The organism is Paraclostridium bifermentans, from assembly GCF_019916025.1.
Taxonomy (GTDB): Bacteria; Bacillota; Clostridia; order Peptostreptococcales; family Peptostreptococcaceae; genus Paraclostridium; species Paraclostridium bifermentans.
Genome location: NZ_CP079737.1, coordinates 1,355,430 through 1,381,697 on the forward strand (window position 1 = coordinate 1,355,430; position 26,268 = coordinate 1,381,697).

The 26,268-nt window shown below is 27.5% G+C and carries 25 protein-coding genes; 19 read left to right on the forward strand and 6 right to left on the reverse strand.

From position 1 onward, the window contains the following. Positions 1–256 precede the first annotated feature (256 nt). The 3 genes from KXZ80_RS06460 (at position 257) to KXZ80_RS06470 (ending at position 2,710) form a co-directional block, all read left to right on the forward strand. Positions 257–925: a YkgJ family cysteine cluster protein gene (locus KXZ80_RS06460; protein WP_021432638.1), complete on the forward strand. Its 669-nt coding sequence runs from the start codon at positions 257–259 to the stop codon at positions 923–925. Between the two features lie 140 nt (positions 926–1,065). Next, on the forward strand, positions 1,066–1,905 hold the full coding sequence (locus KXZ80_RS06465; RefSeq protein ID WP_021432639.1) for a metallophosphoesterase: 840 nt from the start codon (positions 1,066–1,068) through the stop codon (positions 1,903–1,905). 97 nt (positions 1,906–2,002) lie between these two features. Then, positions 2,003–2,710, forward strand: coding sequence for a hypothetical protein (locus KXZ80_RS06470; RefSeq protein WP_021432640.1), 708 nt, complete (start codon positions 2,003–2,005; stop codon positions 2,708–2,710). Between the two features lie 72 nt (positions 2,711–2,782). On the opposite strand, the gene KXZ80_RS06475 is transcribed toward KXZ80_RS06470, so the two are convergent. Then, complete coding sequence (locus KXZ80_RS06475) at positions 2,783–3,430, reverse strand: nitrite/sulfite reductase domain-containing protein (protein WP_021432641.1); 648 nt, start codon at positions 3,428–3,430, stop codon at positions 2,783–2,785. 121 nt (positions 3,431–3,551) lie between these two features. Here KXZ80_RS06475 and KXZ80_RS06480 point away from each other — a divergent pair, with 121 nt between their 5' ends. From KXZ80_RS06480 to KXZ80_RS06490, 3 genes are all read left to right on the forward strand, one after another. Further along, positions 3,552–3,971 (forward strand): MarR family winged helix-turn-helix transcriptional regulator, encoded by a 420-nt coding sequence (locus KXZ80_RS06480; RefSeq protein WP_021429094.1) that lies wholly within the window; start codon positions 3,552–3,554, stop codon positions 3,969–3,971. Positions 3,972–4,051: 80 nt separating this feature from the next. Further along, positions 4,052–4,447 (forward strand): HsmA family protein, encoded by a 396-nt coding sequence (locus KXZ80_RS06485; protein ID WP_021432642.1) that lies wholly within the window; start codon positions 4,052–4,054, stop codon positions 4,445–4,447. A gap of 66 nt (positions 4,448–4,513) precedes the next feature. Further along, entirely contained in the window at positions 4,514–6,178 is a 1,665-nt protein-coding gene (locus KXZ80_RS06490) for an ABC transporter substrate-binding protein (RefSeq protein ID WP_021432643.1), read from the forward strand. A gap of 44 nt (positions 6,179–6,222) precedes the next feature. On the opposite strand, the gene KXZ80_RS06495 is transcribed toward KXZ80_RS06490, so the two are convergent. Together KXZ80_RS06495 and KXZ80_RS06500 are read right to left on the reverse strand one after the other, a co-directional pair. Continuing rightward, a complete protein-coding gene (locus KXZ80_RS06495) occupies positions 6,223–6,531 on the reverse strand; it encodes a hypothetical protein (RefSeq protein ID WP_021432644.1) in 309 nt (102 codons plus the stop codon). A 33-nt stretch (positions 6,532–6,564) separates the two neighbouring features. Continuing rightward, complete coding sequence (locus tag KXZ80_RS06500; protein ID WP_021432645.1) at positions 6,565–7,119, reverse strand: TetR/AcrR family transcriptional regulator; 555 nt, start codon at positions 7,117–7,119, stop codon at positions 6,565–6,567. Positions 7,120–7,391: 272 nt separating this feature from the next. Between KXZ80_RS06500 and KXZ80_RS06505 the strand changes: the two genes are divergently transcribed. After that, positions 7,392–8,240, forward strand: a complete 849-nt coding sequence (locus tag KXZ80_RS06505) for a DegV family protein (protein ID WP_021432646.1) — start codon at positions 7,392–7,394, stop codon at positions 8,238–8,240. Positions 8,241–8,316: 76 nt separating this feature from the next. Then, a complete protein-coding gene (locus tag KXZ80_RS06510; protein ID WP_021432647.1) occupies positions 8,317–11,319 on the forward strand; it encodes a helicase C-terminal domain-containing protein in 3,003 nt (1,000 codons plus the stop codon). Positions 11,320–11,392: 73 nt separating this feature from the next. Here the strand turns inward: KXZ80_RS06510 and KXZ80_RS06515 are convergent, their stop codons facing one another. Next, positions 11,393–12,019: a tyrosine-protein phosphatase gene (locus tag KXZ80_RS06515; RefSeq protein ID WP_264319329.1), complete on the reverse strand. Its 627-nt coding sequence runs from the start codon at positions 12,017–12,019 to the stop codon at positions 11,393–11,395. Here KXZ80_RS06515 and KXZ80_RS06520 point away from each other — a divergent pair. The 6 genes from KXZ80_RS06520 (at position 12,000) to rbr (ending at position 16,416) form a co-directional block, all read left to right on the forward strand. Beyond that, a complete protein-coding gene (locus KXZ80_RS06520) occupies positions 12,000–12,803 on the forward strand; it encodes an ABC transporter permease (RefSeq protein WP_223132729.1) in 804 nt (267 codons plus the stop codon). The genes KXZ80_RS06515 and KXZ80_RS06520 overlap by 20 nt on opposite strands. Before the next feature lie 4 nt (positions 12,804–12,807). Further along, complete coding sequence (locus tag KXZ80_RS06525; RefSeq protein ID WP_021432670.1) at positions 12,808–13,611, forward strand: ABC transporter permease; 804 nt, start codon at positions 12,808–12,810, stop codon at positions 13,609–13,611. After that, positions 13,598–14,620, forward strand: a complete 1,023-nt coding sequence (locus KXZ80_RS06530) for an ABC transporter ATP-binding protein (RefSeq protein ID WP_021432671.1) — start codon at positions 13,598–13,600, stop codon at positions 14,618–14,620. Before KXZ80_RS06525 ends, KXZ80_RS06530 begins: the two co-directional genes overlap by 14 nt. A 36-nt stretch (positions 14,621–14,656) precedes the next feature. Beyond that, the gene (locus KXZ80_RS06535) at positions 14,657–15,268 is read left to right on the forward strand and encodes an NUDIX domain-containing protein (protein WP_021432672.1); all 612 of its coding nucleotides are present in this window, start codon (positions 14,657–14,659) and stop codon (positions 15,266–15,268) included. A gap of 82 nt (positions 15,269–15,350) precedes the next feature. Then, a complete protein-coding gene (locus KXZ80_RS06540) occupies positions 15,351–15,695 on the forward strand; it encodes a rhodanese-like domain-containing protein (RefSeq protein WP_021432673.1) in 345 nt (114 codons plus the stop codon). 184 nt (positions 15,696–15,879) lie between these two features. Further along, positions 15,880–16,416: a rubrerythrin gene (gene rbr, locus KXZ80_RS06545; RefSeq protein ID WP_021432674.1), complete on the forward strand. Its 537-nt coding sequence runs from the start codon at positions 15,880–15,882 to the stop codon at positions 16,414–16,416. Between the two features lie 107 nt (positions 16,417–16,523). Here the strand turns inward: rbr and KXZ80_RS06550 are convergent, their stop codons facing one another. After that, positions 16,524–17,579: an NAD(P)H-dependent flavin oxidoreductase gene (locus KXZ80_RS06550; protein ID WP_021432675.1), complete on the reverse strand. Its 1,056-nt coding sequence runs from the start codon at positions 17,577–17,579 to the stop codon at positions 16,524–16,526. A 154-nt stretch (positions 17,580–17,733) separates the two neighbouring features. Then, a complete protein-coding gene (locus KXZ80_RS06555) occupies positions 17,734–19,140 on the reverse strand; it encodes an MATE family efflux transporter (RefSeq protein ID WP_226883769.1) in 1,407 nt (468 codons plus the stop codon). Between the two features lie 208 nt (positions 19,141–19,348). On the opposite strand from KXZ80_RS06555, the gene KXZ80_RS06560 reads away from it, so the two are divergent. The 5 genes from KXZ80_RS06560 (at position 19,349) to KXZ80_RS06580 (ending at position 26,258) form a co-directional block, all read left to right on the forward strand. Next, on the forward strand, positions 19,349–20,269 hold the full coding sequence (locus KXZ80_RS06560; protein ID WP_021432677.1) for a ribonuclease Z: 921 nt from the start codon (positions 19,349–19,351) through the stop codon (positions 20,267–20,269). A 78-nt stretch (positions 20,270–20,347) separates the two neighbouring features. Next, positions 20,348–20,644: a rhodanese-like domain-containing protein gene (locus KXZ80_RS06565; protein WP_021432678.1), complete on the forward strand. Its 297-nt coding sequence runs from the start codon at positions 20,348–20,350 to the stop codon at positions 20,642–20,644. Positions 20,645–20,935: 291 nt separating this feature from the next. Continuing rightward, positions 20,936–22,726 (forward strand): aminopeptidase P family protein, encoded by a 1,791-nt coding sequence (locus KXZ80_RS06570; protein WP_021432679.1) that lies wholly within the window; start codon positions 20,936–20,938, stop codon positions 22,724–22,726. A 262-nt stretch (positions 22,727–22,988) separates the two neighbouring features. Beyond that, entirely contained in the window at positions 22,989–24,779 is a 1,791-nt protein-coding gene (locus KXZ80_RS06575) for an aminopeptidase P family protein (RefSeq protein ID WP_021432680.1), read from the forward strand. 78 nt (positions 24,780–24,857) lie between these two features. Further along, complete coding sequence (locus tag KXZ80_RS06580; RefSeq protein WP_021432681.1) at positions 24,858–26,258, forward strand: peptide MFS transporter; 1,401 nt, start codon at positions 24,858–24,860, stop codon at positions 26,256–26,258. Positions 26,259–26,268: the final 10 nt, after the last annotated feature.

Genomic DNA, 26,268 nt, shown 5'->3' on the forward strand with positions numbered 1-26,268 from the left:
ATTTTAATTTTATGATTATTCAAATATAAAAAACTATAACCCTATTGATATTATAATTTTATTGCAAAACTGTCAATATAGAAACAGACTAAATTATAGCAATAAGGAGATTTATTTTAAGTTTTAAAATTAAATTAAAAGAATGATATTTTCTTTTGAATAAATAGAAAAAATATTAAGTTGTAAGTAAATTTTTAGTATAATAATACTTATTAAGTATTTTAAAGAAAGCTAAAAAAGAAAGAGGAAAAAGTAAATGAGATCTATAAATATACTAGAAGAAATTTCAGATGGAAAATTATATGATATTGAAGATATAGTAAAAGCAGATACATGTGGTTGTGATGGATGTAATGATTGCTGTTGTGATGTCGGAGAATTAGTAATTCTTACGCCTTTTGATCTATATGAAATGGTTACATATTTAGGAGTTGAATTTGATGAACTAGTAGGACAAAATATTGAATTACGTCAAAATAATAAAATTTTATTGCCATATTTAAAAATGAATGATGATAACAAAAACTGTAGCTTTTTAAATAAAGAAGGAAGATGCATTATTCACTCTAAACGCCCAAATATTTGTCGCTTATTTCCGCTTGGAAGAGTATATAAAGATGATGATTTTAAGTATTTCTTACAGATAGGAAACTGTCCAAAAGAAGATTTAAAGGATATAAAAATAAGTCAATGGGTAGGAATTGATAATTACGACGAGAATAAGAAATTTATATTAGAGTGGTATAAGTTTATTAAAGCACTAACTTTCCGCTTAAAATTTGTTAGAGATGAAAAAGAAATTGAGGAAATTAATAAAACCTTATTAGATAATTGCTATCGTGTTGAAATAGAAGAAGGTAAAGATTTTTATTCCACATTTATGAAAAATTTACCTGAGATAAAAAATAAACTAGGAATTATTTAGTTCAATTATATTAAGGCTGTAAATAGATTTATGAAAATATAAACTATTTACAGCCTTTTTTATAATAGAAATGTAACATATATGTAATATAAAAATGATAAATTTATGTTTATTAAAAGGCAATAAAAAGGAGATAGAATTTGAAATTACTAAACAAAATATTTAAACTAATAATTTTAACAATTATTATATGTTTGCTTATGTTTTCATATGCAAGATATATAGAGCCTTCTATGTTAAGGGTTAAAAATATAGACTTGAAAGCTAAAGATATAAAAGATTGTAAAGTTGTATTTTTTACGGATACACATTTTGGGAAACTATACTCTCAAAGTAATATAGATAAGATAGTTAAAAAGATAAATAATCAAAATCCAGATATTGTTATATTTGGAGGAGATCTTTTAGATAATTATGCAAGGGATTACTCTTTATTAGATTCTAATAGTCTTCAGAATAGTTTAAGTAAAATTGAAGCAAAATATGGTAAATATGCAGTGTTTGGGAATCCTGATTATGGAGGAGGAGCTTCTAGAGTATATGAAAAATTTATGAATGGAGGTGGATTTAAAGTTCTAAAAAACGAAAGTTCATATATAAATGATTTAAACTTAAACATAATCGGATATGATGATTATTTGCTTGGAAATACTAAAAAATCTGATTACAAAATTGAAAAAAATAAATTCAATTTAGTAGTCACTCATGAACCAGATGTTGTAGAATTAATGATATCTTCAAGCGAGAATTTTATTCTAAGTGGGCATTCACATGGAGGTCAAGTAACTATCCCATTTCTAACAGATAAAATACTTCCAGTAGGAGCACATAAATATGTTAAAGGACTATACTCAGAAAAGAATGTAGGAATAAATGATAGTACAAAAATGTATGTTAGTAGCGGGATTGGTATGACAAGCATTCCGTTAAGGTTTTTAAATCCTCCAGAAATTGTAGTATTTAATATTTCAGCAAATTAGAATTCAGTTGTATTACATGGTAGTAAAATTTTATAGTAACTAAAAAAATCATATAACATAAAATAATATAATTGAAAAATCTAATTGGAGGATAACTATGAACAATTCAACTGAAAAAGTTATGGTAGATTTTGCAAATGGGAATGTAACTGGGGATCATTCAAAAGATGATGTGATTTTAATAGGTATTTCACCTTATAAAGAGAGTTCTTATGTAGATGAAATAGAGATTGTTTTAAATCAAGAAAATGGAAACTCTATATCCATTAAATTTCCATATAGTGGATATGATATGCAACTTTTTTTAGGGGATTTTACTGGGAATAATAGATCAGACATAATGGTAAGAGGAGGATTTGGAGGATCTGGAGGTTTTGAAATAGGGGTTATTTATAAATATGAAAATGGAAAATTAGTAGAGATTTTCAATCAAAATACATTTTATGATAACAATAAGTGTCAAGCATCATATAAAGAAAATTATAAGCTAAATATTAACTGTGGAGAAAATAAATACTCATTAAATTTAGCTGCAAGACCTAAAGACTATTTAAATTTAATATATACTCCTGATGGTAAAGTTAAGCCTACATATGAACCATATGTAGATGCTCCAAGTGCTATATTACCTACAAAGCAGATATATAATAATTTTTATGAACTTATTATTTTGCAAAGGGTAGTAGGAGTGGCAAATTCAGATACTTTAGCATCAATACAAACGTTATTGAGTTTAGAAGACAGTAAAAATAATATAATATACAAAGGATTATTATTTTTACCTGGGGAAGAGACTGAAAACTAAAATATTAATAATAAAAAAGCCTGAAAATAGATTGGTATTTTCAGGCTTTTTTATGTTAGGTAAATTTTCATATTACAGATTAGATTTGAAATTTTCAAAACCTACCCGATCTATAAAATCTCTAAGTTTTTCTTTTGAATTAGCAGTTGACTGATAATAGTTAATAACATTTTTTAAAAGTTTATATGTGCTTTTTTCATCTAAGTCAGATGCTAGTACATATCCAGATTTAGGATTGGTTCCAGCACAACCTCCAACAGTTATAAACAGTTTACCATTTGAATCAGCTAAAATACCTATATCTTTAACATATGCACTTACACATGAGTTTTTACAGCTAGATATTGCTATTTTAGTTTTTGAAGGTAATTCTATACCGTAAAATTTATTTACTATTTTCATATAGATGCCTATTGTAGGGTATTTACACATTCTACAAAAATTAGAAGTACAAACTGTTATATTCGTTAGCAAGTTTTTGCCTTTAGGAACACAATCAAAATTTAAATCGTCTACAACTCTTTGTAAATTTACTTCATCGATATTTATTATTGAAATTTTTTGGTTAGTTCCAATTTTAAGTACACCATTATATTTTTTTGCAACTTCACCTATATGGATTATATTTTCAGGTGATATGAATGGAGTTTTAAAATTTGGGGTTATAGTAAATTTATCTTTGGGGCTTAAAGTTTTTTGTTTTTTTATAAATTTCTCCATATGTAAAAATCCTTTAATTTGTTTTAATAATTTTTTATATACTTTATATAATACATAAATAAATGTATTATATAAAGTATATAAAAGAAGCAATATATTTGTAAAGATGGAGGTAATTATAATGAGCGATTCATTTGAGATATTAATGTTAATAAAAGAGATATACTCAAGATCTATGAGCAAGATAGAGGCAGGATTATCTGAGAGTGGTTTAACTCATCAACAAATAATGGTATTAAAGTTAGTTGCGCACAATAAGGAAATAAATATAAGTCAAATTTGTAATGAAATGTATTTATCAAAAGGAACTGTATCTGGTATTGTTAATAGACTGGAGCAAGCCGATTATATAAAAAAGGTAAAATATGATAATGATAAAAGGAATACTTATATACAATTTTCTACTAAAGGACTAGAGTTTGCAAAATATTTTAGAAGAAAATCAGAAGAAACTTTTGGAAACTTATTTGATAATTTAAATGAAGATGAAAGAACTGAAATCATTAAGTCACTAAATTTATTAAAAAATAAATTAAAATAATTGTTTGACAAAATATAATACCGGGTATAAAATTACTATAACAAAATAGTTTGCATGCAAACTAATAAGGAGGAACAATTATGAGTTTTAAATTAATAGCGGCTATAACAGCTATAACATTAGCTTTAGTATTTTATACAATAGGTGTATTTAGTGAAAGAAAAGCTAAGGTTTTAAAGAAAAATCATGTAATAATTTTTTATTTAGGTTTAATTTGTGATACAACAGGTACTTTTTTAATGAGTCAAATTGCTAAAACAGGAGTTAGTGGAATTTCACCAACTGCAGAAATGATACATGGTATCACAGGGACTATAGCAATATTATTAATGCTATTCCATGCAGTTTGGGCTACTTGGGTACTTTATAAAAATGACAAAGAAAAACAAAGAGTGTTCCATAAATTTAGTATATTTGTTTGGTGTATATGGTTAATACCTTATGTAATAGGAGCAATAATAGGAATGTCACATTAATTTTTAGGAATTTTTATAGGCCCTCCTAAATATAATTATAAAAATAATTATATTTAGGAGGGTTTTATGGTTCATAGAAAAAGGTTATTAGCATTGTTAACTATATCAACGATAGGTGTGTCTAGTTTAGTTGGGTGTACATCAAATCAAGGCTCGACAGGTTCAAATAATTCAGGAAAGGAAGCTGATCCATACAATGTACTTGCAAATAAAAATGCAAGAATAGCTATAAATATGGCTATAGATAAACAGGGATTATGTGATGTTATATTAAATAATGGATCTGTTCCAGCTGATTACTTTGTTCCTAATGAGTTAGCTATAAATCAAGATGGAAAAGATTATAGGGATGTTGCTGGAAAAATGGGATACTCTTATAGTAGTGAAGAAGCTAAAAAGTATTGGGATAAGGCAAAAGAAGAAGTTGGATTTGGTACTGTAACTTTAGAGCTAGTAACTTTTGATAGTGATACAAGTAAGCGACAAGCAGAGTTTATGCAATCTGAGCTTCAAGAAAATTTACCTGGACTAACAATAAAAATTAAAACTCAACCATTTAAGCAAAAAATAGAATTAGAGCAAAAAGGTAAATTCCAATTAGCTTACGCAGGATGGGGAGCAGATTACCCAGACCCTCTAACATTTTTAGATACTATGATGAAGGGTGTAAGTTATGCATCTAACACAGGTTATAAAAGTGATGAATATAATAAATTAGTAAATGAAGCAAAAGCAATGCCAGAACAAAGTGAAAGTTGGAATAAATTTGCAGAAGCTGAAAAACTTATGCTAGAAGATGCATATATAGCTCCACTAATTCAATCAGGTATAGCTTATATGCAAAAGGAATATGTAAGTGATATGTTTAAATTCCCTACAGTTCCATGGTCATATAAGTGGGCAGATGTTGATAAAGAGAAAAAACAATTAAATTTAGTAAGTACTTCTGATATTCCAACTATAGACCCTAGTAAAGCTACAGATACTGTTTCATTTGAAGTAATGACTAATACTATGGAAGGATTAGTTAGAATAGACAAAGAAAATAAAGCTATACCAGGTATTGCAGAAAGTTGGGAAACATCTCAAGATGGATTAACATGGACATTTAAATTAAGAAAAGATGCTAAATGGTCAAATGGAGATGGAGTTACTGCAAAAGACTTTGAATATTCATGGAAGAGAACTTTAAATCCAGAAACAGCATCGCAATATGGATTTATAATGCATGATATAGCTGGAGCAAAAGAATATAATTTAGGTGAAAATAAAGATCCTGATTCTGTAGGAGTAAAAGCTATAGATGATTATACTTTAGAAGTTAAGTTAGTAAGACCTGTAACTTATTTTGATAAACTAATGGCATTTGGAGTTTATTTACCTCAAAATCAAAAATTTGTTGAATCTCAAGGAGACATATTTGGAACAACAGCTGAGTCAACTTTATATAATGGACCATTTACATTAAGTGAATGGAAAATAGAAGATCACTACTCAATGACAAAAAACCCTACTTATTGGGATAATTCCGCTGTCAAACTAGATGAGATAAATACAAAGATAGTTAAAGATGCGAATTCAGCACTTAATCTATATGAAACAGATGCAATAGATAGAGTAGCTGTTTCATCTGAAAATGTTGATAAATACAAAGACTCTAAGGAATTTAAAACTATGAAAGATTCATCAACTTATTTCTTACAAATTAATGCAGGTAATCCTCAAAAATAAATAAAAATAGGTCTCACATTAATTAATGTGAGACTTATTAAGTATTATCTTAATTTTAAAGTTAATTTATCTTTAGACACATCGCCTACTTCATATAATTTAAGTTTTTTTTCTATATCTTTTTCTATTTTTTTATCTGAACTTACAAATACATCTTTAAGTGCGGTTATTGCATAAATTAAAATACTTGTATCTAATGAATAACCCATCAATTCATATTCTGTAGATTGACTTTTTACTAAATCATATATTTCTTGGCAGTACACCCCTTTAATGATAATAGTTTCATATTTTTCTTTTAATCCAACTAATAAATCAGTTGAGTTTAAAGCTTCAAATGTTATATTCTGCATAAATTCACCCCTAAGATTTTATTTAATATATAGCTAGTACCAATTTGTAACTAGAAAATCAGCTATATTTTCAAATGGTAAGTTTTCAGTTTTTAATAAACCTTGAAGAACTAATCCATCAACTATAGAAACTAGTAAGAATGAAAGAGCTTCAGCATCTTTTGAACTTATTTTAACAATTTCTGATTTTAATGTGTTACGCCATTCTATATATTTTAATTTTATTTGTTCTTTTAAAGGATCATTCCCTGTAATAGCTTCACAAAGAATGTACATGTGTATTCTACCTCTATCTTCTATATCGGAGATTTTCTCCATTATTAAGTTTATCATTTGCTCTTTTGGATTATTTGGATCCATACCTTGAATACATTGGAGTATAGATTCGCTGATTGCATTTAAGTGAGTATTGGCAATTTCAGAGATTAATGCATCTTTTGATGAGTAGTGATAATATAAGGTACCTTTGCTTATATTTACGGCTTTTGCTATATCAGATAAACTAGTATTTTTAACTCCGTTTTTGGTTATCAATTCTGTTGCAGATAATAAAATATTTTCTTTCATATTAGTATTATTTGATTTCATAAAGTCAACCTTTCTACAATTAACTGCTATTTTAATAAAATAATTATAAGCTTATAAATTTTTATTGTCAACAAAGTAACATATAGCAAAAATACGTTTAAAATAAGGTTTTTTGAGCAACGAGCAAAGTCTTTGGAGATATGAAAAGTTAGAAGACGTAATCGCTCGAGCGAAGAATACTTTTTATGATTGACTTTAATATAAATCAAATGTACAATTAAATAAAAGATATATCGGCCGACCGGCCGACTGAAAAATAAGGAGATATATGAATGAAAAAAATCAAGATAATAACAGATAGTTCTTGTGATTTAAATAAAGAGTTAGTACAAAAATATAATATAGAAATAGTAAAGTTAAATGTTTCATTTGGGGAAGATACTTACGCTGATGGAGATATGGATAGTGATACATTTTACAATAGAATGGCAAGTTCAAAGGAACTTCCTAAAACATCGTGTCCATCACCTGAAAAGTTTGTAAATGTATATGATTGTGAAGAAGAAGAAATTTTAGTTTTAACTTTATCTTCAAAGCTATCAGCTACATATTCAACAGCGGTACTTGCAAAAAACATGTTTGAGGAAGACAACACGGATAAAAGAATAGAAGTGATTGATACTGCTAATGGATCAGTTGGTCAAGGGCTTTTAGTTATTAAAGCTGCTCAGTTAGCAGATGAAGGGAAAAATTTAGATGAGATAGTAGAAACTCTAGAAAATCTAAAAGAAAAAGTTACTTTCTATGGTTCTCTTGAAACTCTAGAAAATGCAATTAAAGGTGGTAGAGTAAATCCTTTAGCTGGAAAACTTATAAATGCATTGAATTTTAAAGTTATAATTCAGGTTATAGATGGTATTGTAAAACCTGTTGATAAAGCAAGAGGTGATAGTAATTCAATTAAAAAAGTTATAGAAAACATATATAAAAATATTAGTAGTGAAAAGAAATATAGTTTAGCGATAGGTCATTCTAATTGTAAAGAAAAAGCATTAAAGGTTAAAGAAATTATGTCAAAAGAGTATGATTTTAAAGATATAACGATAAGTTCGGTTGGATCTGTTATGGGAACATACACATCAAAAGGTGCAATATTAATAGGTATATTAGAAACTGTCTAATTAATTAGACAGTTTTTTGTTTTTTATATATTTTAAATGGTATAATTAAGGTTATTCTAAATGGAGGAGGTATTATATGAAAAGCATATTAAATGATGTTGTATATCTAAATATAGTAACTAGTGGATTAAATCCTAATACCTCTGAAATAATAGAAATTGCAGCTATTAAAGTTATAAATAATGAAGTTTTTAAGTTTAATACTTTGATTAAACCTTATGAGGAAGTTCCTGTAAGTGTATTTGGAACTTGTAAAAACCTTAAGCAAAATGATTTAGATAAGGCACCTACTATATATCAAAGAAGAAATAAATTTATAGATTTTATAAAAGACTATCCTATAATTTGTCATGATTTAAAATCAAAAAAGTGCTTCTTAGATAAATATATTTTTGAAAATAAAAGATTAAAAAATGAACTTTTAGATTCTATGCAGCTAGCTATTATTTTAGAGCCGTTTCATATAAATTATGAACTTAACTATCTTATAAATAAAGTTACAGATATTAATAAACAGGTAAATAATAGAGCATTAAACGATGTTTTACTAAATATACAATTAGTAAATGCTCTTTTGATTAGACTTTGGAAGAGTGAGGAGACTAGATTAGATAAACTTTATTTTAATTTAGAACAATATTTTAAAAGCTCCAATATAAAGTCTTGGGAATGGATTAAATATTTAAAAGAAATAGATGAAAAAAATGAATTTGAACAAAGCGTGTTGTTTGAAATAAATGAAAAAGATTCCCAAGGAAATAGACATAATGTAAATTTATCAAAATATAAAAACTCATATGAGGATTTGTTAAAATTAAATGAACTTTGGACAAACTCTAAAAATTTTAGTTATATATTTAGACCAAAGCAGCATGAATTTACCAAGTTTATAAAAGATGTGTTTAACAGCAAAGAGGATGCACCTAAAATAGGGTGTATAGAAGCTCCTACAGGAATCGGGAAAAGTGTTGGATATCTAATTCCAGCAATTATGGAGTCTTTTTATAATGGAAAGAAAATTGTTATATCTACAGATACAAAAAATTTACAGATGCAACTTATAAACAAAGATATACCTACAGTTTTAAAATCCTTAAACTTACAAAGCAAAATAAATTATGGATGTATGAAGGGTAAAAATAATTACCTATGTAATAGAAGATTGGAAGAATACAAAAAAAGCGTAGTATTTAAAAGTCAAAGTGAATTACTAGAGTTTTTATATATTCAAAGGCTAATTGAAAATGGAGAATATGGAGATATAGAGGAAATTCATAACAATGTTAAATCTATTTTCTCTGAAATAGAAGGGTTAATTTTAAGTTTGAGATGTGAATCAGATATATGTTACCCAGAAAAGTGTATTGAAAGATGTTTTTATAAAAATAGAATAAAAGAACTGAAAAAAGAACATATAACTGTGATTAACCATTCTTTACTTGCAAAATGGCCGTATAAAGAACAAAAGCAATTGGATTATTTAATAATAGATGAAGGTCATAATTTAATGGAAAAAAGTTATGATTTCTTTACCTCAGAATGTAATAGTATTTTATTAGATAAATTATTAGATGAATTATACCCTCATAGTGAGATAAATCATAAAAATGTAAGCACTATGGATAAATTTTATATTAGTGTTGCGGGAAAACTTCAACTAGATAGTAATATAAAAGCAAAATTGCAAGAAAAAATAACATTAGCTAAGCAAAGTGTAAATAACATACTAAACGGATGTGGAAAAACTTTAAAAAGTGGTTTATATGACCATTCTTGGGAAATAAATAGGCAACAAGCTCCACTTAGTAATGTATCTTTTAAAAATAAAGTTGATATAAGCGGATATATGCGAAGTGAATTTGAAAACATTGTTGTATATTTAAAAGAAATATTAAGATCTTTAAACTATATAATAGATCAATGTGAAAAAGAAGGAGAAGATGATAGTTATATATTTAATACAATAAGCGCAAAGACAATGGATATAGATTTCAATATATTAACCATTGAAAGCTTTATAGAAAAAAAGTTAGACAACTATTGTAGGATCATTGATATAAATAATGAATATAAGTACTTTAATATAAGAGTTATTCCTATTGATGTAGCTGAAATGTTTGAAAGTATGTTTTTAAGTACTGTAAATACAGTTGTTTTTTTATCAGCAACATTAAATATAAATAATAATATGAGTACGTTTAAAAGAACATTGGGATTAGATAAGCATAAGACTATAGAAAAAACAATTGAGTCTATATATGATTATAAAGGAAAAACTAAAATTCTAGCAATGGAAAAGTTTCCAAAATACAATGCTTTAAATGATGAATTTATAGATCACACTGTGAAGTTGATTGAAAATATATGTGTAAATAGTAATGGACATGTACTAGCTTTATTTACAAGTAAGAATAGATTAGAAAAAGTTTATAAAAAGCTTGTTCATAGATTAAATATTCATAATATAGAACTGTATAAGGATAAATCAGCAGTTAATAACTTAAGAGATTTGAGCAAAAAATGTGTTGTATTAGCTTCTAAGAGCTGTTTTGAAGGGGTTGATATACAAGGAGAAGGCTTAACTTGCGTAATTCTTGATAAACTCCCAAATAAAAGTTTGGATGATCCGTTGTACTCATCAATAAGAAGTTTCAAAAGGACTACATATGACGATGTTAACTATCCTCAATTAAGTATAAAAGCTAAACAAGCTTATGGAAGGCTTATAAGAAGTAAATATGATTATGGATACTTTATAATCTTAGATATAGGTCACAATAACACTACTATAAATAAGCTAAAAAGAGATTTGCATGATTGTGATATAAAAAGAGTTAATACTGATTATGTTATTGATAGCATAAGTAAAGACTTTAAACGTTGGAAGCTAGAAACATTTAGAGAAATTTTAAAAGACATTAAATGTGATATATATAGTCCTATGAAAATAATATATAAAAATAATAACGAAATGAATAGAATTGACTATATAAATGAAGAAGTATCAAAAAGAAATATAGCTTTATATATAAAGGATATAGACATAAAAAATAAAAAGTTAAAAATATCATATAAATAAGATGAAAATAATAAATGAGTCGGGTTTAACGTAAAGTAATTTAAGTTAAAAACAGCTCATTTATTATTTTGAATTAATATAAAAATTTAGATTGTAAATTTTTTATATCATCTTTAGTTAAATTAAATTCTTTAAATAAATAATTTTCTGTTGAGTCAAAATCAGTATCTATCCTTTTGAAAACTTCATTTATGTAGATTTCATTAACTCCAAATATATATTTTAATTTATCTTTTGGAACATTTTTTAATTCAGGTTGAACTGATAAAATTTCATTTATAGAATCTTTGGCAGATTGATTACTTTTAAGATAATCTTCAACTATAGAACTTCGATTAACTCCTAAAATCATTAGTATTATCGCAGATCCAACACCTGTCCTATCTTTTCCTGCTGTACAGTGCATAAGAATTGGAAGGTTTGAATCATTCTGCATAAGCTTTACTAGTTCTTTATATGCAGGGTTATTAACTGGTAAATTATAATAAGCCTCTTTTAACAGTTCAAATGCATTGTTTTTATCAAGCATGTTTTTCATCATTTCTTTTATTGAACCTAATTGGGCTATATTTGACTTAAATTGAGGCATAGCAGGAATTCTTATATAATTTATATTTTCTACTATGTCAGAAGGGCTGCTTAATATTTCACTTTCATCTCTAAAATCAAATATAGTTTTTATGTTTAAATCTTTTAACATTTGTAAGTCGTTTTTAGATAAATTAACCAAATTAGCAGATCTAAAAAAGAAACTAACTCTTGATTACTACAAAGAGATATTATCTAATCAACAATTTACAACTTCGTTAGTTTTAAGTTTAAAAACATCTATAATATCATCGTTAATAGCAACTATAATAGGTGTTTTACTAGCATATTTAATGACAAAAAGTAAATTTTCTAAGTTAAGATATTTTTTATTAAACTTGCCTATTATAGTTCCACATATAATAGTTGTAATGCTTGCATTTGCTATTTTTTCTAAAACAGGTATAATATCCAGAATATTATATAATCTAAATTTAATAAGTGATTCTAGAGAATTTGTAAGCCTAGTAAATGATAAAGCTGGGGTAGGGATAATGATTGTATATATATATAAAGGAATGCCCTTCATAGCAATTACAGTATATAATATATTAAGGAGCTTAGATGCTAAATTAGAAGATGTAGCACTAAATTTAGGAGCTAATAAATTTCAAATACTTAAACTGATAATAATGCCACAGATAATGCCTACAATACTTTCATCATTCATTGTAATATTTGCCTTTTCATTTGGATCATTTGAAGTTCCATATTTAATTGGGGCTACAAATCCAAAGGCGCTTCCTGTTAATGCATATATAAACTATATAAATACAGATTTGGCTCAAAGACCCTTATCAATGGCCATGAATAGTATATTAACGGGGATAAGTTTTATATTATTAATATTATACAATTTAATCTTTACTAAACTAAAGAAAAAAAATTATAGGTGATCGTATGAGGAAACAATTAAAAAATCTAATTATAAATACAATATTAATCTCGTTATTAATGCCTCTGATAATACTTTTTATTTGGTCGATATCTTCATCATGGGTATTTCCTAAAATTATACCAAATGAGTTTTCACTTAGAGCTTTTGAATACATCTTGAGTGATGAAAATATAAGGGTGTTAATAAACAGTATACTTATATCTATATCAGTTGTAACTTTGACTATGATTATATCCATACCAGCATCTAAGGCTATAGCACTTTATAACTTTAAGGGTAAAAAATTATTTGAGTTATTAGTTTTATCTCCTATAATAATACCTGTCATATCTGTAGCTATGGGGATACAATTAACTTTTATTAAGATGGGATTAGCAAATACTACACTAGGTGTTATTATAATAAATGTAATTCCATGTATACCATATGGTATTAAAATGATAACAGATGTGTACAAATTAATAGGTGATAAATATGAACTACAAGCGAGTATGCTAGGAGCTAAAAAATTAGATATTTTAAGATATGTTACTATCCCACTTATACTTCCCGGAGTTATAGGTGCATCTAGTATGTGTTTTATAATATCTTTTAGTCAGTATTTTTTAACATTATTAATAGGTGGAGGAAGTGTAATTACGTATCCTTTAATAATGTTTCCTTATATACAAAGCGGAGATAGAATGATATCTTCTATATACAGCATAGTGTTTATAGTGATAAGTTTAATTGTATTAGCTTTAATGGAAGCTAGTATACGCAAGTACTATATAAATGATAAGGAGACAAAAAATGTCATCAGTTAAAATTGTTAACTTAACAAAACAATTTAACAATGTAAATATACTAAAAAATATAAATTTAGAAATAAAACAAGGAGAGTTAATAACTCTTCTTGGAAAATCTGGTTGTGGGAAAAGCACGACACTTAAACTAATAGCTGGACTTATGAATCCAGAAAGTGGAGATATTTTATTTGATGGGAAGTCAGTTTTAAACTTAAAAACACAGGATAGAAATGCAGTAATAGTATTTCAAGACTATTCATTATTTCCACATATGAATGTATTTGAAAATATAGAGTTTGGACTAAAAGTCAATAAAATAGATAAAAATTTACGTAAAAATAAAATTTTAGAACTTATAAATTTAGTGAAATTAAATGGGTTAGAAAATAAATATCCTAACGAACTATCTGGAGGGCAACAACAAAGGGTTGCTATTGCAAGGTGTATTGCTATAAATCCTAAAATATTATTGCTCGATGAGCCATTTTCAAGCTTAGATATAAATCTGAGAGGAGAAATGAGAGAGTTTATATTAAAAATACAAAAAGACTTAGGAATAACTACTGTACTAGTTACTCATGACAAGGAAGAGGCATTAATGATGAGCGATAAGATAGCAGTTATGATAGATGGATGCATAGCTCAATTTGATACACCTAAAAATCTATATGAGAAACCGAACTCAAAAGAAGTTGCAAACTCTTTTGGAGAAAGGAATTACATCATTGGAGATATATACAATGGACAATTTAAATCTAGTGTATTAAATATAGATTTGAATATTAAAGAAAGTATAGATAATGTGGAACTAATGATTTCAAAAGAGGATGTAAATATATTTAATTTTGAGCATGAAAGAGGAATTGAAGGTACAATTGAAAGTAAGATATATGCGGGAGATACAACTTATTATAATGTGAAAATTCAAGATATATCATTAAAAGTGAGTTCCAATAATAGTTCATACGAAATGGGAGAACATGTAAAATTAGAAGTGAATCTTAAGAATGTAGTATACTTTAAATAGATAATATTTAAGTAATATTGCTAATGGAGGTGCTCTATGGGAGACAATAGAATAAAGGAATTAAAACCACTTGCTGAAACTAAGTTTTTAAGTATTTATGATGCAACATATACTAATAAATTAGGAAATGAAAATCACTGGATGATAGCATCTAGAAAAGGATATAAAAATTTATCAGAAAAGTATTTCAAAGGTAAAAAAGATGATGTAGATGCTGTTGTGATAGCCGCATTTCATAAAGAAATTAAAAAATTAGTAGTTGTTAAACAATTTAGAATACCATTAAATGACTATGTATATGAACTTCCGGCTGGTCTGGTAGAAAATAATGAATATATTGAGGTTGCAGTAAAAAGAGAGTTAAAAGAAGAGACAGGACTTAATCTTTTAGAAATAAATAAAACCTTAGGACATAATCAACTATACTTATCTCCTGGGATGACTGAAGAAAGCGCGAGTTTAATTTATTGCTTATGTGATGGTGAATTAAGTACTGAATATTTAGAAGAAGAAGAAGATATAGAGCCTATGTTAGTTAGCAGGGAAGAGGCTAAGAAGCTTTTACAGGAAAATGTAAAAATGGATATAAAAGCTTTTATGACATTACAAAGTTTTGTTTTATTTGGAGATGATTTTTTTAAATTTTAAATATAGTGACAAAGTCACAGAAAAAATTTAAAAAAAGTTATAAAATGAGTTTAATAACTTTAATAGGGTAAAGGAGTACTTTATGGGATTTTTATCAAACTTATTTAAAAATGATAAATACAAAAACATAACTGGAAATGAATTAATTGATTTATTTAAAAATAATAAAAAATGTATAGTAATAGATGTAAGAACTATTGAAGAATTTAAAAATGGACATATAGAAAAAGCTAAAAATATACCTGTAAGTGAATTAAGATCGAAAATTAATTCAATAATAAAATACAAAGATGATGATGTAGTTCTTTATTGTGCTTCTGGAGCTAGAAGTAAATCTGCAGCTAATTTTTTATACAAAGAAGGATTTGAAAATATATACAACTTAAAAGGTGGAATGGGTTCATATTTAAATGCAAAAAAGAAATAAAGAAGATGATTTAATAAAATCATCTTCTTTATTTTATATTACAAAAAACTATTAAATAAAAAATGTAAATAAAGTAGTAAATCTTACTATATTGACTAAGTTTGACTAATGGTATATAATACCACCTGTAGAGGGTTAATGAAAACGTACCCCAACAAATATAGTGAATATTTGGAGGCTAGCTATGGATATAAAAGGGACTAAAACTGAAAGAAATTTAGCTACAGCTTTCGCAGGAGAATCTGAAGCTAGAAATAAATACAGTTTTTATGCATCACAAGCAAAAAAAGAAGGCTATAATAAAATAGCAGATTTTTTTGAAGAAACTGCAAAAAATGAAATGGCACATGCAAAAATGTGGTTTAAATTACTTCATGAAGGAATTAAATCAACAGAAGATAACTTAAAAGATGCGGCAGCTGGAGAACATTATGAATGGGTAAGTATGTACGAAAAGTTTGCACAAGAAGCAGAAGAAGAAGGCTTCGACCAAATAGCATTCTTATTAAGATCAGTAGGTGCTATAGAAAAAGAACATGAAAAAAGATATAATGAACTACTTAAGGCTTTAGAAGATGATAAAATTTTCAAAAAAGATGAAGTTGTAGAGTGGAGATGCCAAAATTGTGGACATTTACATAAAGGTGCAGAAGCTCCAGAAGTTTGTCCTGTATGTCAACATCCAAAAGCGTTTTTTGAAATAAAAGCTGATAAGTTTTAATATTGTTAATTTTAAATTTTAGGTTTATATACATATTATGTAAGAAGAAAATATAGATATAAAAATATGGGTGTTTCTAATAGAAACACCCATATTTAAGTTTATTATTATAGTTTAGATGTTAATTCATCAATAACTTCAGATACATTTTTTAATCGATCAACCTTATAAGCGTTGCTACCGCAAAACAGTAGGCCGTTTTCAATATCTCCACGAACTGCATCTATAAGTGCTTTAGAAATACAGTAAGGGGTATTGCTTGGATTACAAGGGATTAGGCAATTATAACATTTTTTTATTTTTCTACCCTCAGAACTAACTGAGTTAATAAAACTATTTCCAATTGCACGCCCAGGCATTCCAACAGGACTTTTAACTATTTTTATATCGTCTTGACTAGCATTTACGTAAGTCATTTTATATTCATGAGCAGCATCACATTCATGAGTAGCCACAAACTTAGTGCCCACCTGAACTCCGCTTGCACCCATATCTATGTATTTTTTTACGTCATCACCCGTAAATATACCACCAGCAGCTACAACCGGAATATTTTTATTAAATTTATCTCCATAGTTTTTAGCTATGTCTAAGATTTTAATAAATTCACCATCATAATCTATGTTATCTATATTATCTAGATCATCATTATGATAACCTAAGTGTCCACCGGCTTTAGGACCTTCAACTACTATTAAGTCTGCAGTAGTATTTTCCTTTCTATCCCACATTTTTAAAATAACTCCTAATGCCTTAGATGTGGAAACTATAGGTGCTATTTTAACAGAACTACCCTTAACAAGTTTTGGTAAGGCAGTAGGAAGTCCTGCTCCAGAAATTATTAAATCTACGCCAGATTCTATACAAGTTTTAACATGATCTTCATAATAATTCATAGCGACCATAAGATTTACACCTATTATACCACCTTTAGAAATTTCCTTTGCTTTTAATATATGTTTTTTTAATGCTCTTAAATTAGCTTTAAGAGGATTTATTTCAAAATCATCTTCGTCATAACCTACCTGTGCACCAGATATAACTCCAATACCACCACAACTAGCTACTGCACCGGCAAGAGATGATCTAGAGACACCAACTCCCATTCCGCCTTGTACTACAGGCACTTTAGCAATTAAATCTCCTATTATTAATGGTTTCATTAATTTCCTCCAAAAAAATAATTTTACTAGATTATTATATTAAGTATTAGTACCTAGTAATAATTAAATTATACTATAAAATTAAAAATAATCAATCAGTATTTTAAAGTACAAATAAAAAAGCAAAATACTCTTTAAAAGAGCATTTTGCTTTTTAATCAGATTTTGTTGATGCAAACTCAGGGTTAAACTTTTTGTTAGATGAGAGTTCGCTTTCCTTGAAGTTAATAACGGATTTGTTTTTCCAATATCCTTTTTTATAATATATTCCGGTAACAATTAATCCTACACACCAACCAATAGGAATTCCCATCCATATTCCATTGACACCAAATATTGATGATAATAAATATGATGCAGGAATCCTGGCTATCCATAACGATATCATAGAACTTATCATTGCGAACATTGAGTCACCAGCGCCACGGATTGCACTAGTTAACATAAATGATGTTCCTATAAATATGAAAAATGGACCTATAGTAAGTAAATACCTAGAGCCTATAGAAACCACCTCAGGATCAGTATTAAACAATTTTATTAAATTTTCTTTGAATAATAAAAATACTATTAATACAAATATAGATATACATAAAGCCATAGTAATAGAAGATTTTACACCTTTTTTTACTCTGTCAACTTTTCCAGCTCCTATATTTTGGGCAACAAAAGTAGATACAGCACTGCCTAAATTCATAATAGGAAGTGATATGAAAGTTTCAACTTTAGATCCAGCTCCAAAGGCAGCCATGGCAGATGTGCCATAACCATTAACTAAAGATTGTAAGGTTATATTACCAATAGAGAATAGTGTTTGCTGAACTGCAGATGGCAAACCAAGTTTTAATCCAGTTTTAAATATTATAGAGTCGTACTTCAAATTTCTAATTCTAATTTTTAAGATTTCATGACGTTTATTAAGATATATTACACTAAATATAAATGCTACAGCTTGAGCGATTATAGTGGCAAGAGCTACACCATTTACACCCATATTAAAATAAATTATAAAGACAATATCTAGAATTATATTTAAAATAGTAGCTATTATCAAAAAATATAATGGATTAGTAGAATCACCAAGACCTCTTAATATAGCACATACGGAATTATATCCTGTTGAAAAAACTGTACCAGCAAAAATTATAACTAGATATCCCTTAGAAAGTTCAAAAATTTCACTTGGAGTGTTCATAATATGAAGTATATTTCCACTAAAAAAAACTCCTATTAAAGTTATAAAAAATGACGCTATAAAAATGAATACATATGTGGTATCTATTGCTGCTTTAACTTTAATCATATTTTTAGAACCATAATATTGAGATATAAGAATTGAGAAGCCTAAGGTTATGCCCATTAAAAAAGAAGTAAGTAAAAACATAATTGGATTTGCGCCAGATACTGCTGCCATAGCATTTTTACCAACAAACCGTCCAACAATAATGCTATCAGCTGTATTGTATAATTGTTGAAATAAACTTCCTATTAGCATTGGGAGGGCAAAGTTAAATATACATTTACTTTCATTTCCGACTGTTAAATCTTTTATAAATATCACCTCGATTTATTAAAAATAAGTTATTAATAATATAGTAACAAATATTTAGAATATTCTCTATATAAAGTTGGTTTTAAAATTAAATACTTGAATTAACATATAGTAGGTAGTATATAATAATTACAAAGATTTAAATTATTAGTCTATAAGATATTTGTTATTAATGACATAAAAGTTTTATATTTTGACTATTTAAAGAGGTGATGATATGGTTGAAATAACGTTATTAGGTTGTGGTGGAAGCATGCCAGTGCCAAATCGATTTCTTTCGTCCTTGCTTATAAATTATAGAGGAAGAAAAATTCTTATAGATTGTGGTGAAGGAACTCAGGTTTCTATGAAAATTGCAAACTGTGGATTTAAAACTATAGATTATATTTGTATAACCCACTTACATGGAGATCATATAATTGGACTTCCTGGCATACTATCTACAATTGGAAATTGTGGTAGAACAGAAATGCTAACAATAATTGGTCCTAAGGGAATAAAAGAAGTTATAGATGCTTTTAGATTAATAGTAAGAGAACTTCCTTATGATGTTAATATAATAGAAAATCCTAAAGAAGACATATTAGTAAGCAATAATTATATTAATAAAGACATTATTATATCAACATTAGAGGTAGATCATTCAACTTCGTGTATTGCATATAGTTTTTATATAAAACGTAAAGCTAAGTTTGACATTGAAAAAGCAATGAAAAATAATGTACCAAAAGTGCTTTGGAGTAAACTTCAAAATGGAAGAGAGATAAAATTAGACGGAAATATATATACCAAAGATATGGTTTTAGGGCAACCTAGAAAAGGAATTAAATTAAGTTTTGTTACAGATACAAGACCAATAAAAGCAATTGTGGATTTTGTAGATAATAGTGACTTATTAGTATGTGAAGGTATGTATGGAGATGACGGTGACTTAGAGCGAGCTATAAAAAACAAACATATGACCTTTAGAGAAAGTGCAACAATCGCAAAACAATCAAATGTAGAAGCTATGGCTTTAACACACTTTAGCCCAATAATAAAAGATCCTAATATGTATATTGAAAATGCAATGGAAGTGTTTGAAAACACAATAATAGGAACTGATAGATTAAAGTTGGATTTGCTTTTTAAGGAATGACAATTCTAGTATTGAAGTTTTAATAATTTTTACATGGGTATATAATAAAATATTAAAACATACATCATGGAGGACATTATGAATTTTACAGATATAGATAATGATAAGTTAAAAGAATTAGCCAAAGATAAAAATACATTGTTAATTGATATAAGAACGAAAGAAGAATTTGAGGAAAGTCATATAAAGAATGCTATCAACATACCTTTACATGACTTAATGTATAATATAGATGAAATTGAAGATTTTAAAGAAAAGAATATAATTGTTTACTGTAGGAGTGGACATAGAAGTATTACAGCATGTAATTTATTAGAATTAGAAGGATTTAATAATATTTATAATTTAAAATATGGGATTTTAAGTTATAAATAGTTAATTTAAAACGAGTGGAGAACAATAATCTGCTCGTTTTGGATTTTTTAGTGTAGATAAAAAATATTAAATATATATAAATTTTTTATAAAAATCATTGAAAACGATGTCATGAGATGGTAAAATTTATTTTAATAACAAATGAAAATTGGAAAATTATAATTTTTCAAATAAAGTTTAAGAAATATTTAACAAAAAATATTATGAATTTACATAAAATAATTTAGGTTTTAACAAAGAGATTTTAATCTCTTTATAAACATATATAAATATAACTTAGGGGGCTTTAATATGATAAAAGAAAGATTATCTATGCTTAGAAATTATATGAAACAAAATGGTATGGATGCATATATAATACCATCTTCAGATAATCATCAAAGTGAGTATGTTGGAGATTACTTCAAAAGTAGAGAATTTATATCTGGATTTACAGGTTCAGCAGGTACTGTAGTCGTAACTATGGATGAAGCAGGACTTTGGACAGATGGAAGATATTTTATACAAGCTGAAAATGAATTAAAAGGAAGCAGTATAAAATTATTTAAAATGGGAGAAGAAGGAGTTCCGACTACTGAAGAATACATATTTAATACTATAAAAGAAGGCGGAGTATTAGGCTTTGATGGTAGAGTTATATGTGCTAGAGAAGGACAAAATTTAGAAAAAAAATTATCTGAAAAAGATATTAAAATATCATATGAGTATGATTTAATAGATAAAATTTGGGAGAATAGACCAGCTTTATCTAATGAAAAAGCATTTTTATTAGATGTTAAATATGCAGGTGAATCATTTAGTTCAAAGTTAAATAGAGTTAGAGAAGTTATGAAAGAAAAAGGGGCAACAACTCATGTAATAACAACTCTTGACGATATAGCTTGGTTATTCAATATAAGAGGTGGGGATGTTAAATTCAACCCTGTGGTATTATCTTATACTTTAATAACTTTAGATAAAGTTTACTTATTTGTAGATGAGTCTAAGCTAAATGAAGAAATATTAAGTGAATTAAACAAAGAAAATGTAGTTATAAAACCATATAATGATATATATGAATTTATAAAAGCATTAAATAAAGATGAAACAATATTATTAGATTCAACAAAAATAAACTATGCTATATTAAATAATATACCTGATGACGTTAGAATAATAGATGAGTTTAATCCAACTATGTTCATGAAAGCTCAAAAGAATAAAGTTGAGTTAGAAAACATAAGAAACAGTCATATAAAAGATGGTGTAGCATTTACTAAGTTCATGTATTGGTTAAAAAATAATGTAGGAAAGACAGAGATATCTGAATTAAGCGCGTCACAAAAACTAGAAGATTTAAGACGTGCTCAAGATGGATTTATAGAGCCAAGCTTTGGTACAATAGCTGGATATAGAGAACATGCAGCTATGATGCACTACAGTGCAACTCCTGAAAGTGACTATAAATTAGAGCCAAGAGATTTATTTTTAATAGATTCAGGTGGTCAATATTTTGATGGAACAACAGATATAACAAGAACTATTGCATTAGGTGAAGTGAGTGATGAACTTAAAACACACTTTACAGCAGTTGCAAGAGGTATGATAAACTTATCAATGGCTAAGTTTTTACATGGAGTAAGAGGATACAATTTAGATATACTAGCAAGAAGACCAATGTGGAATATGGGAATAGATTATAAGTGTGGAACAGGTCATGGAATAGGTTTCTTATTAAATGTACATGAAGCTCCAAATGGATTTAGATGGAGAATAGTGCCAGATAGATTTGACAGTGCTGAACTTGAAGAAGGTATGGTAACAACTAATGAGCCTGGAATATATGTTGAAGGATCTCATGGAATAAGAATAGAAAATGAATTAGTTGTTCAAAAAGCAGAAAAAAATGAATATGGACAATTTATGGAATTTGAAGTTGTAACATTAGTACCAATTGATTTAGATGCAATAGTTGTAGATGATATGAATAGAGAAGAAAGAGAATATTTAAACTGGTATCATAAATTAGTTTATGATAAAGTATCTCCTTTCTTAACTAACGAAGAACAAGAGTGGTTAAAAGAATATACTAAAGAAATATAAATATGTGTTTTGTATAAAAAGGATATGGATAAAAGCCATATCCTTTTGTTTTTATGTTAATAAAAAAATATTAATATAGATAAAAAAATAACATTTAAAAATTTGTATTTTTTACAATTTTGAAAAAATTTAATTAATTCTTAAAATTTTAAAAATAAGAAAAAGAATGTAAATATATTGAAAACGATGTCATAAGATGATACTATGTAAGTGGGCGATAGATGATGCATAAAATTTTATATGTAGGATAAGGGGGATTCTTATGATAAGTGGTAGATTAGAGAGTTTAAGAAAATATATGGGGGAATATAAGATAGATGCATATATAATACCATCTTCAGACAATCATCAAAGTGAATACGTAGGTGATTATTTTAAATCAAGAGCTTACATATCTGGATTTACAGGTTCAGCAGGAACTTTAGTAGTAACTATGGATGAAGCAGGGCTTTGGACAGATGGAAGATATTTTATACAGGCTGAAAATCAATTAAAAAATACGGGGATTAAATTATTTAAAATGGGAGAAGAAGGTGTTCCTACTACTCAAGAATTTATATGTGATAAGTTATCTAAAGGATCTACATTAGGATTTGATGGTAGGTTAATATCTGCAAATGAGGTTAAGAGTTTAGAAGAAAAGTTAAAAGAAAAAAATGTAAGCATAAAATATGAGTATGATTTAGTTGATAAAGTATGGAACGATAGACCTTCTTTATCAAAGGAGAAAGCGTTTTTATTAAAGGTTAATTATGCAGGGGAGACATTTAGTTCGAAATTAGAAAGACTTAGAGAAACTATGAAAGAAAAAAACGTAACATCTCATATTATAACAACTCTTGATGATATAGCCTGGCTATTTAACATAAGAGGTAGAGATGTTAAGTATACTCCAGTTGTTCTTTCATACGCAATAATAACATTAGATGAAGTTTACTTATTCATAGATGAAAGCAAATTAAATGAAGAAATAATAAATGAATTAAAAACAGAAAATGTAATAATAAAAAAATACGATGATATATATGAATTTGTTAAAACTATGGATAAAACAGAAAAAGTGTTATTAGATGATGGAAAAGTTAGCTACTCAATATATAATAATTTACCAAACGAAGTTCAAAAAATAAAAGAGCCTAATCCTACAATGAACTTTAAAGCTGTAAAAAATAATACTGAATTAGAAAACGTTAGAAATAGTCACTTAAAAGATGGAGTAGCATTTACTAAATTTATGTATTGGCTAAAGAATAATATAGGAAAGATAGAAATATCTGAAATAAGTGCATCAGAAAAATTAGAAGAGTTAAGACGTGCCCAAGAAGGATTTATAGAGCCAAGTTTTGCAACTATAGCTGGATATAGAGAACATGCAGCTATGATGCACTATAGCGCTACACCTGAAAGTGATTATAAATTAGAAGCTAGTGATTTATTTTTAATAGATTCAGGTGGTCAATATTTTGATGGAACAACAGATATAACAAGAACTATTGCTTTAGGGGAAGTAAATAGTGAGCTAAAGACGCATTTTACTGCAGTTCTTAGGGGAATGATAAATTTATCTATGGCTAAGTTCTTATACGGAGCAAAAGGATATAACCTAGATATATTAGCAAGAAGACCAATGTGGAATGTAGGTTTAGATTACAAATGTGGAACAGGTCATGGTGTAGGTTTCTTAGGAACTATACATGAATCTCCAAATGGATTTAGATGGAAAATAGCTCCTAACAGATTAGAAACAGCTACGTTAGAAGAAGGTATGGTAACAACTAATGAGCCTGGAATATATATTGAAGGTTCTCATGGAATAAGAATCGAAAATGAACTTATAACTAAAAAAGCAGAAAAAAATGAATATGGTCAATTTATGGAATTTGAAGTGGTAACATTTGCACCTATAGATTTAGATGCAATAAATGTTGATGATTTAAATAAAGAAGAAAGAGATTATTTAAATAATTACCACAGATTAGTTTATGAAAAAATATCTCCATATTTAAGTGAAGAAGAAAATATATGGTTAAAAAAATATACTAGGGGAGTATAGAGTAAAAGTATAATAAGGTAGCTTTTTAAATGCAAAGCTACCTTAAATATAAAATTAAACATTTAAGGGGGACTTAAGATGGCAAATACAACATCTGCACCTGCAAAACATCCTAAGGGGTTATATGTTTGTGGGTTAACATTCACGTTTGAAAGATTCGCATACTATGGGTCTAAAACGTTATTATTACTATTCTTATCATATTCGATAGCTCAGGGTGGACTAGGAATAGACAATGCTGATGCAGCAGCTATAGCAGCAAACTTAGCAGCATTCACTTATTTAGCACCGATATTTGGGGGAATGATATGTGATAGATGGATAGGAGCTAGATATTGTGTAATTATAGGATCGATTATAATGGCGGCAGGATATGCATTAGGTTATTTTGCAACAAGTGTAATTTGGGTTCATGCAATGATAATTTTAATATCAATAGGAACTGGTTTCTTTAAAGGTAATTTAAATGCACTAGTTGGGGAGTTATATGATGATAATACTAGAAAAGATGCAGCCTTTTCTTTATTATATACATTTGTTAACTTAGGATCATTTATAGGATCATTAACTATAGGTATATTATACACTAAAACTTTTGCAGTTATAGAAAATGGACATGTTGTTGAATATGGATTTAGACAATGTTTCATGATAGCTGCAATAGCTACTTTACTTGGTGGATTATTATTTACATGTACTATGAAGTTTTTAGGGGAAGCTGGTAAATATCCTCAAAAAATGCTTGATAAACATGCTGGGGACACTAAAGGAGAAAAATCACCAGATAGACCTTTAACTAAGAAAGAAAAGGATAGAGTAAAAGTAATATTTATATTATCATTTTTCTCAATTTTCTTCTGGGTATTTTATAACCAAGCAGGTTCTTCATTAACTTTATATATGAAAGATTATGTAGATATGTATGTAGGAAGCTTTGAGATACCTGTAATGTGGATAGAAACTTCATTAAATGGATTTTTATGTGTAGTTTTAGGACCAATAATGGCAGCTATATGGACTATGTTATCTAAGAGAGAAAAAGGTGACTTAAGTATGGCTCAAAAAATAGCATTAGGATATGTATTTTTAGCAGTAGCATTTGGATTCGTAATAGCTGCTGAACTTTCAAGAGGAGTAGGATCAGCTGCTACTGTAAAAACTAGTGTTATTTGGTTAATGTTATTCGTTTTATTCCAAACTATAGGAGAAATGTGTTTCTCACCATTAGGTAACTCACTAGTAAGTAAAATAGCACCAGCTAAATATTTATCTTTACTTATGGGTGTTTGGGCATGTGCGACTTTCTTTGCAAACAAAGCAGCAGGATATGTTCAAATGATAATAGAAAAAATGGGTCTTATGCAAACATTCATTTCTATACCTGTAATTTTAGTAGTTGGTACATTCATATTACTTGCATTTAATAAAAAATTAACTGCAATGATAGGTACTGATGATGATGAAAAAATAACTGCTTAATAAATAAAGA

What these genes read in the sequence shown, in the direction of transcription:
- KXZ80_RS06575 (WP_021432680.1), top strand. Translation starts at nt 22,989, where the DNA reads ATGATAAGTGGTAGATTAGAGAGTTTAAGAAAATATATGGGGGAATAT.
- KXZ80_RS06550 (WP_021432675.1), bottom strand. Translation starts at nt 17,579, where the DNA reads ATGAAACCATTAATAATAGGAGATTTAATTGCTAAAGTGCCTGTAGTA.
- KXZ80_RS06540 (WP_021432673.1), top strand. Translation starts at nt 15,351, where the DNA reads ATGGGATTTTTATCAAACTTATTTAAAAATGATAAATACAAAAACATA.
- KXZ80_RS06570 (WP_021432679.1), top strand. Translation starts at nt 20,936, where the DNA reads ATGATAAAAGAAAGATTATCTATGCTTAGAAATTATATGAAACAAAAT.
- KXZ80_RS06520 (WP_223132729.1), top strand. Translation starts at nt 12,000, where the DNA reads ATGTTTAAATCTTTTAACATTTGTAAGTCGTTTTTAGATAAATTAACC.
- KXZ80_RS06505 (WP_021432646.1), top strand. Translation starts at nt 7,392, where the DNA reads ATGAAAAAAATCAAGATAATAACAGATAGTTCTTGTGATTTAAATAAA.
- KXZ80_RS06530 (WP_021432671.1), top strand. Translation starts at nt 13,598, where the DNA reads ATGTCATCAGTTAAAATTGTTAACTTAACAAAACAATTTAACAATGTA.
- KXZ80_RS06485 (WP_021432642.1), top strand. Translation starts at nt 4,052, where the DNA reads ATGAGTTTTAAATTAATAGCGGCTATAACAGCTATAACATTAGCTTTA.
- KXZ80_RS06490 (WP_021432643.1), top strand. Translation starts at nt 4,514, where the DNA reads ATGGTTCATAGAAAAAGGTTATTAGCATTGTTAACTATATCAACGATA.
- KXZ80_RS06475 (WP_021432641.1), bottom strand. Translation starts at nt 3,430, where the DNA reads ATGGAGAAATTTATAAAAAAACAAAAAACTTTAAGCCCCAAAGATAAA.
- KXZ80_RS06560 (WP_021432677.1), top strand. Translation starts at nt 19,349, where the DNA reads ATGGTTGAAATAACGTTATTAGGTTGTGGTGGAAGCATGCCAGTGCCA.
- KXZ80_RS06495 (WP_021432644.1), bottom strand. Translation starts at nt 6,531, where the DNA reads ATGCAGAATATAACATTTGAAGCTTTAAACTCAACTGATTTATTAGTT.
- KXZ80_RS06580 (WP_021432681.1), top strand. Translation starts at nt 24,858, where the DNA reads ATGGCAAATACAACATCTGCACCTGCAAAACATCCTAAGGGGTTATAT.
- KXZ80_RS06510 (WP_021432647.1), top strand. Translation starts at nt 8,317, where the DNA reads ATGAAAAGCATATTAAATGATGTTGTATATCTAAATATAGTAACTAGT.
- KXZ80_RS06480 (WP_021429094.1), top strand. Translation starts at nt 3,552, where the DNA reads ATGAGCGATTCATTTGAGATATTAATGTTAATAAAAGAGATATACTCA.
- KXZ80_RS06535 (WP_021432672.1), top strand. Translation starts at nt 14,657, where the DNA reads ATGGGAGACAATAGAATAAAGGAATTAAAACCACTTGCTGAAACTAAG.
- KXZ80_RS06460 (WP_021432638.1), top strand. Translation starts at nt 257, where the DNA reads ATGAGATCTATAAATATACTAGAAGAAATTTCAGATGGAAAATTATAT.
- KXZ80_RS06470 (WP_021432640.1), top strand. Translation starts at nt 2,003, where the DNA reads ATGAACAATTCAACTGAAAAAGTTATGGTAGATTTTGCAAATGGGAAT.
- KXZ80_RS06525 (WP_021432670.1), top strand. Translation starts at nt 12,808, where the DNA reads ATGAGGAAACAATTAAAAAATCTAATTATAAATACAATATTAATCTCG.
- KXZ80_RS06515 (WP_264319329.1), bottom strand. Translation starts at nt 12,019, where the DNA reads ATGTTAAAAGATTTAAACATAAAAACTATATTTGATTTTAGAGATGAA.
- KXZ80_RS06500 (WP_021432645.1), bottom strand. Translation starts at nt 7,119, where the DNA reads ATGAAATCAAATAATACTAATATGAAAGAAAATATTTTATTATCTGCA.
- rbr (WP_021432674.1), top strand. Translation starts at nt 15,880, where the DNA reads ATGGATATAAAAGGGACTAAAACTGAAAGAAATTTAGCTACAGCTTTC.
- KXZ80_RS06565 (WP_021432678.1), top strand. Translation starts at nt 20,348, where the DNA reads ATGAATTTTACAGATATAGATAATGATAAGTTAAAAGAATTAGCCAAA.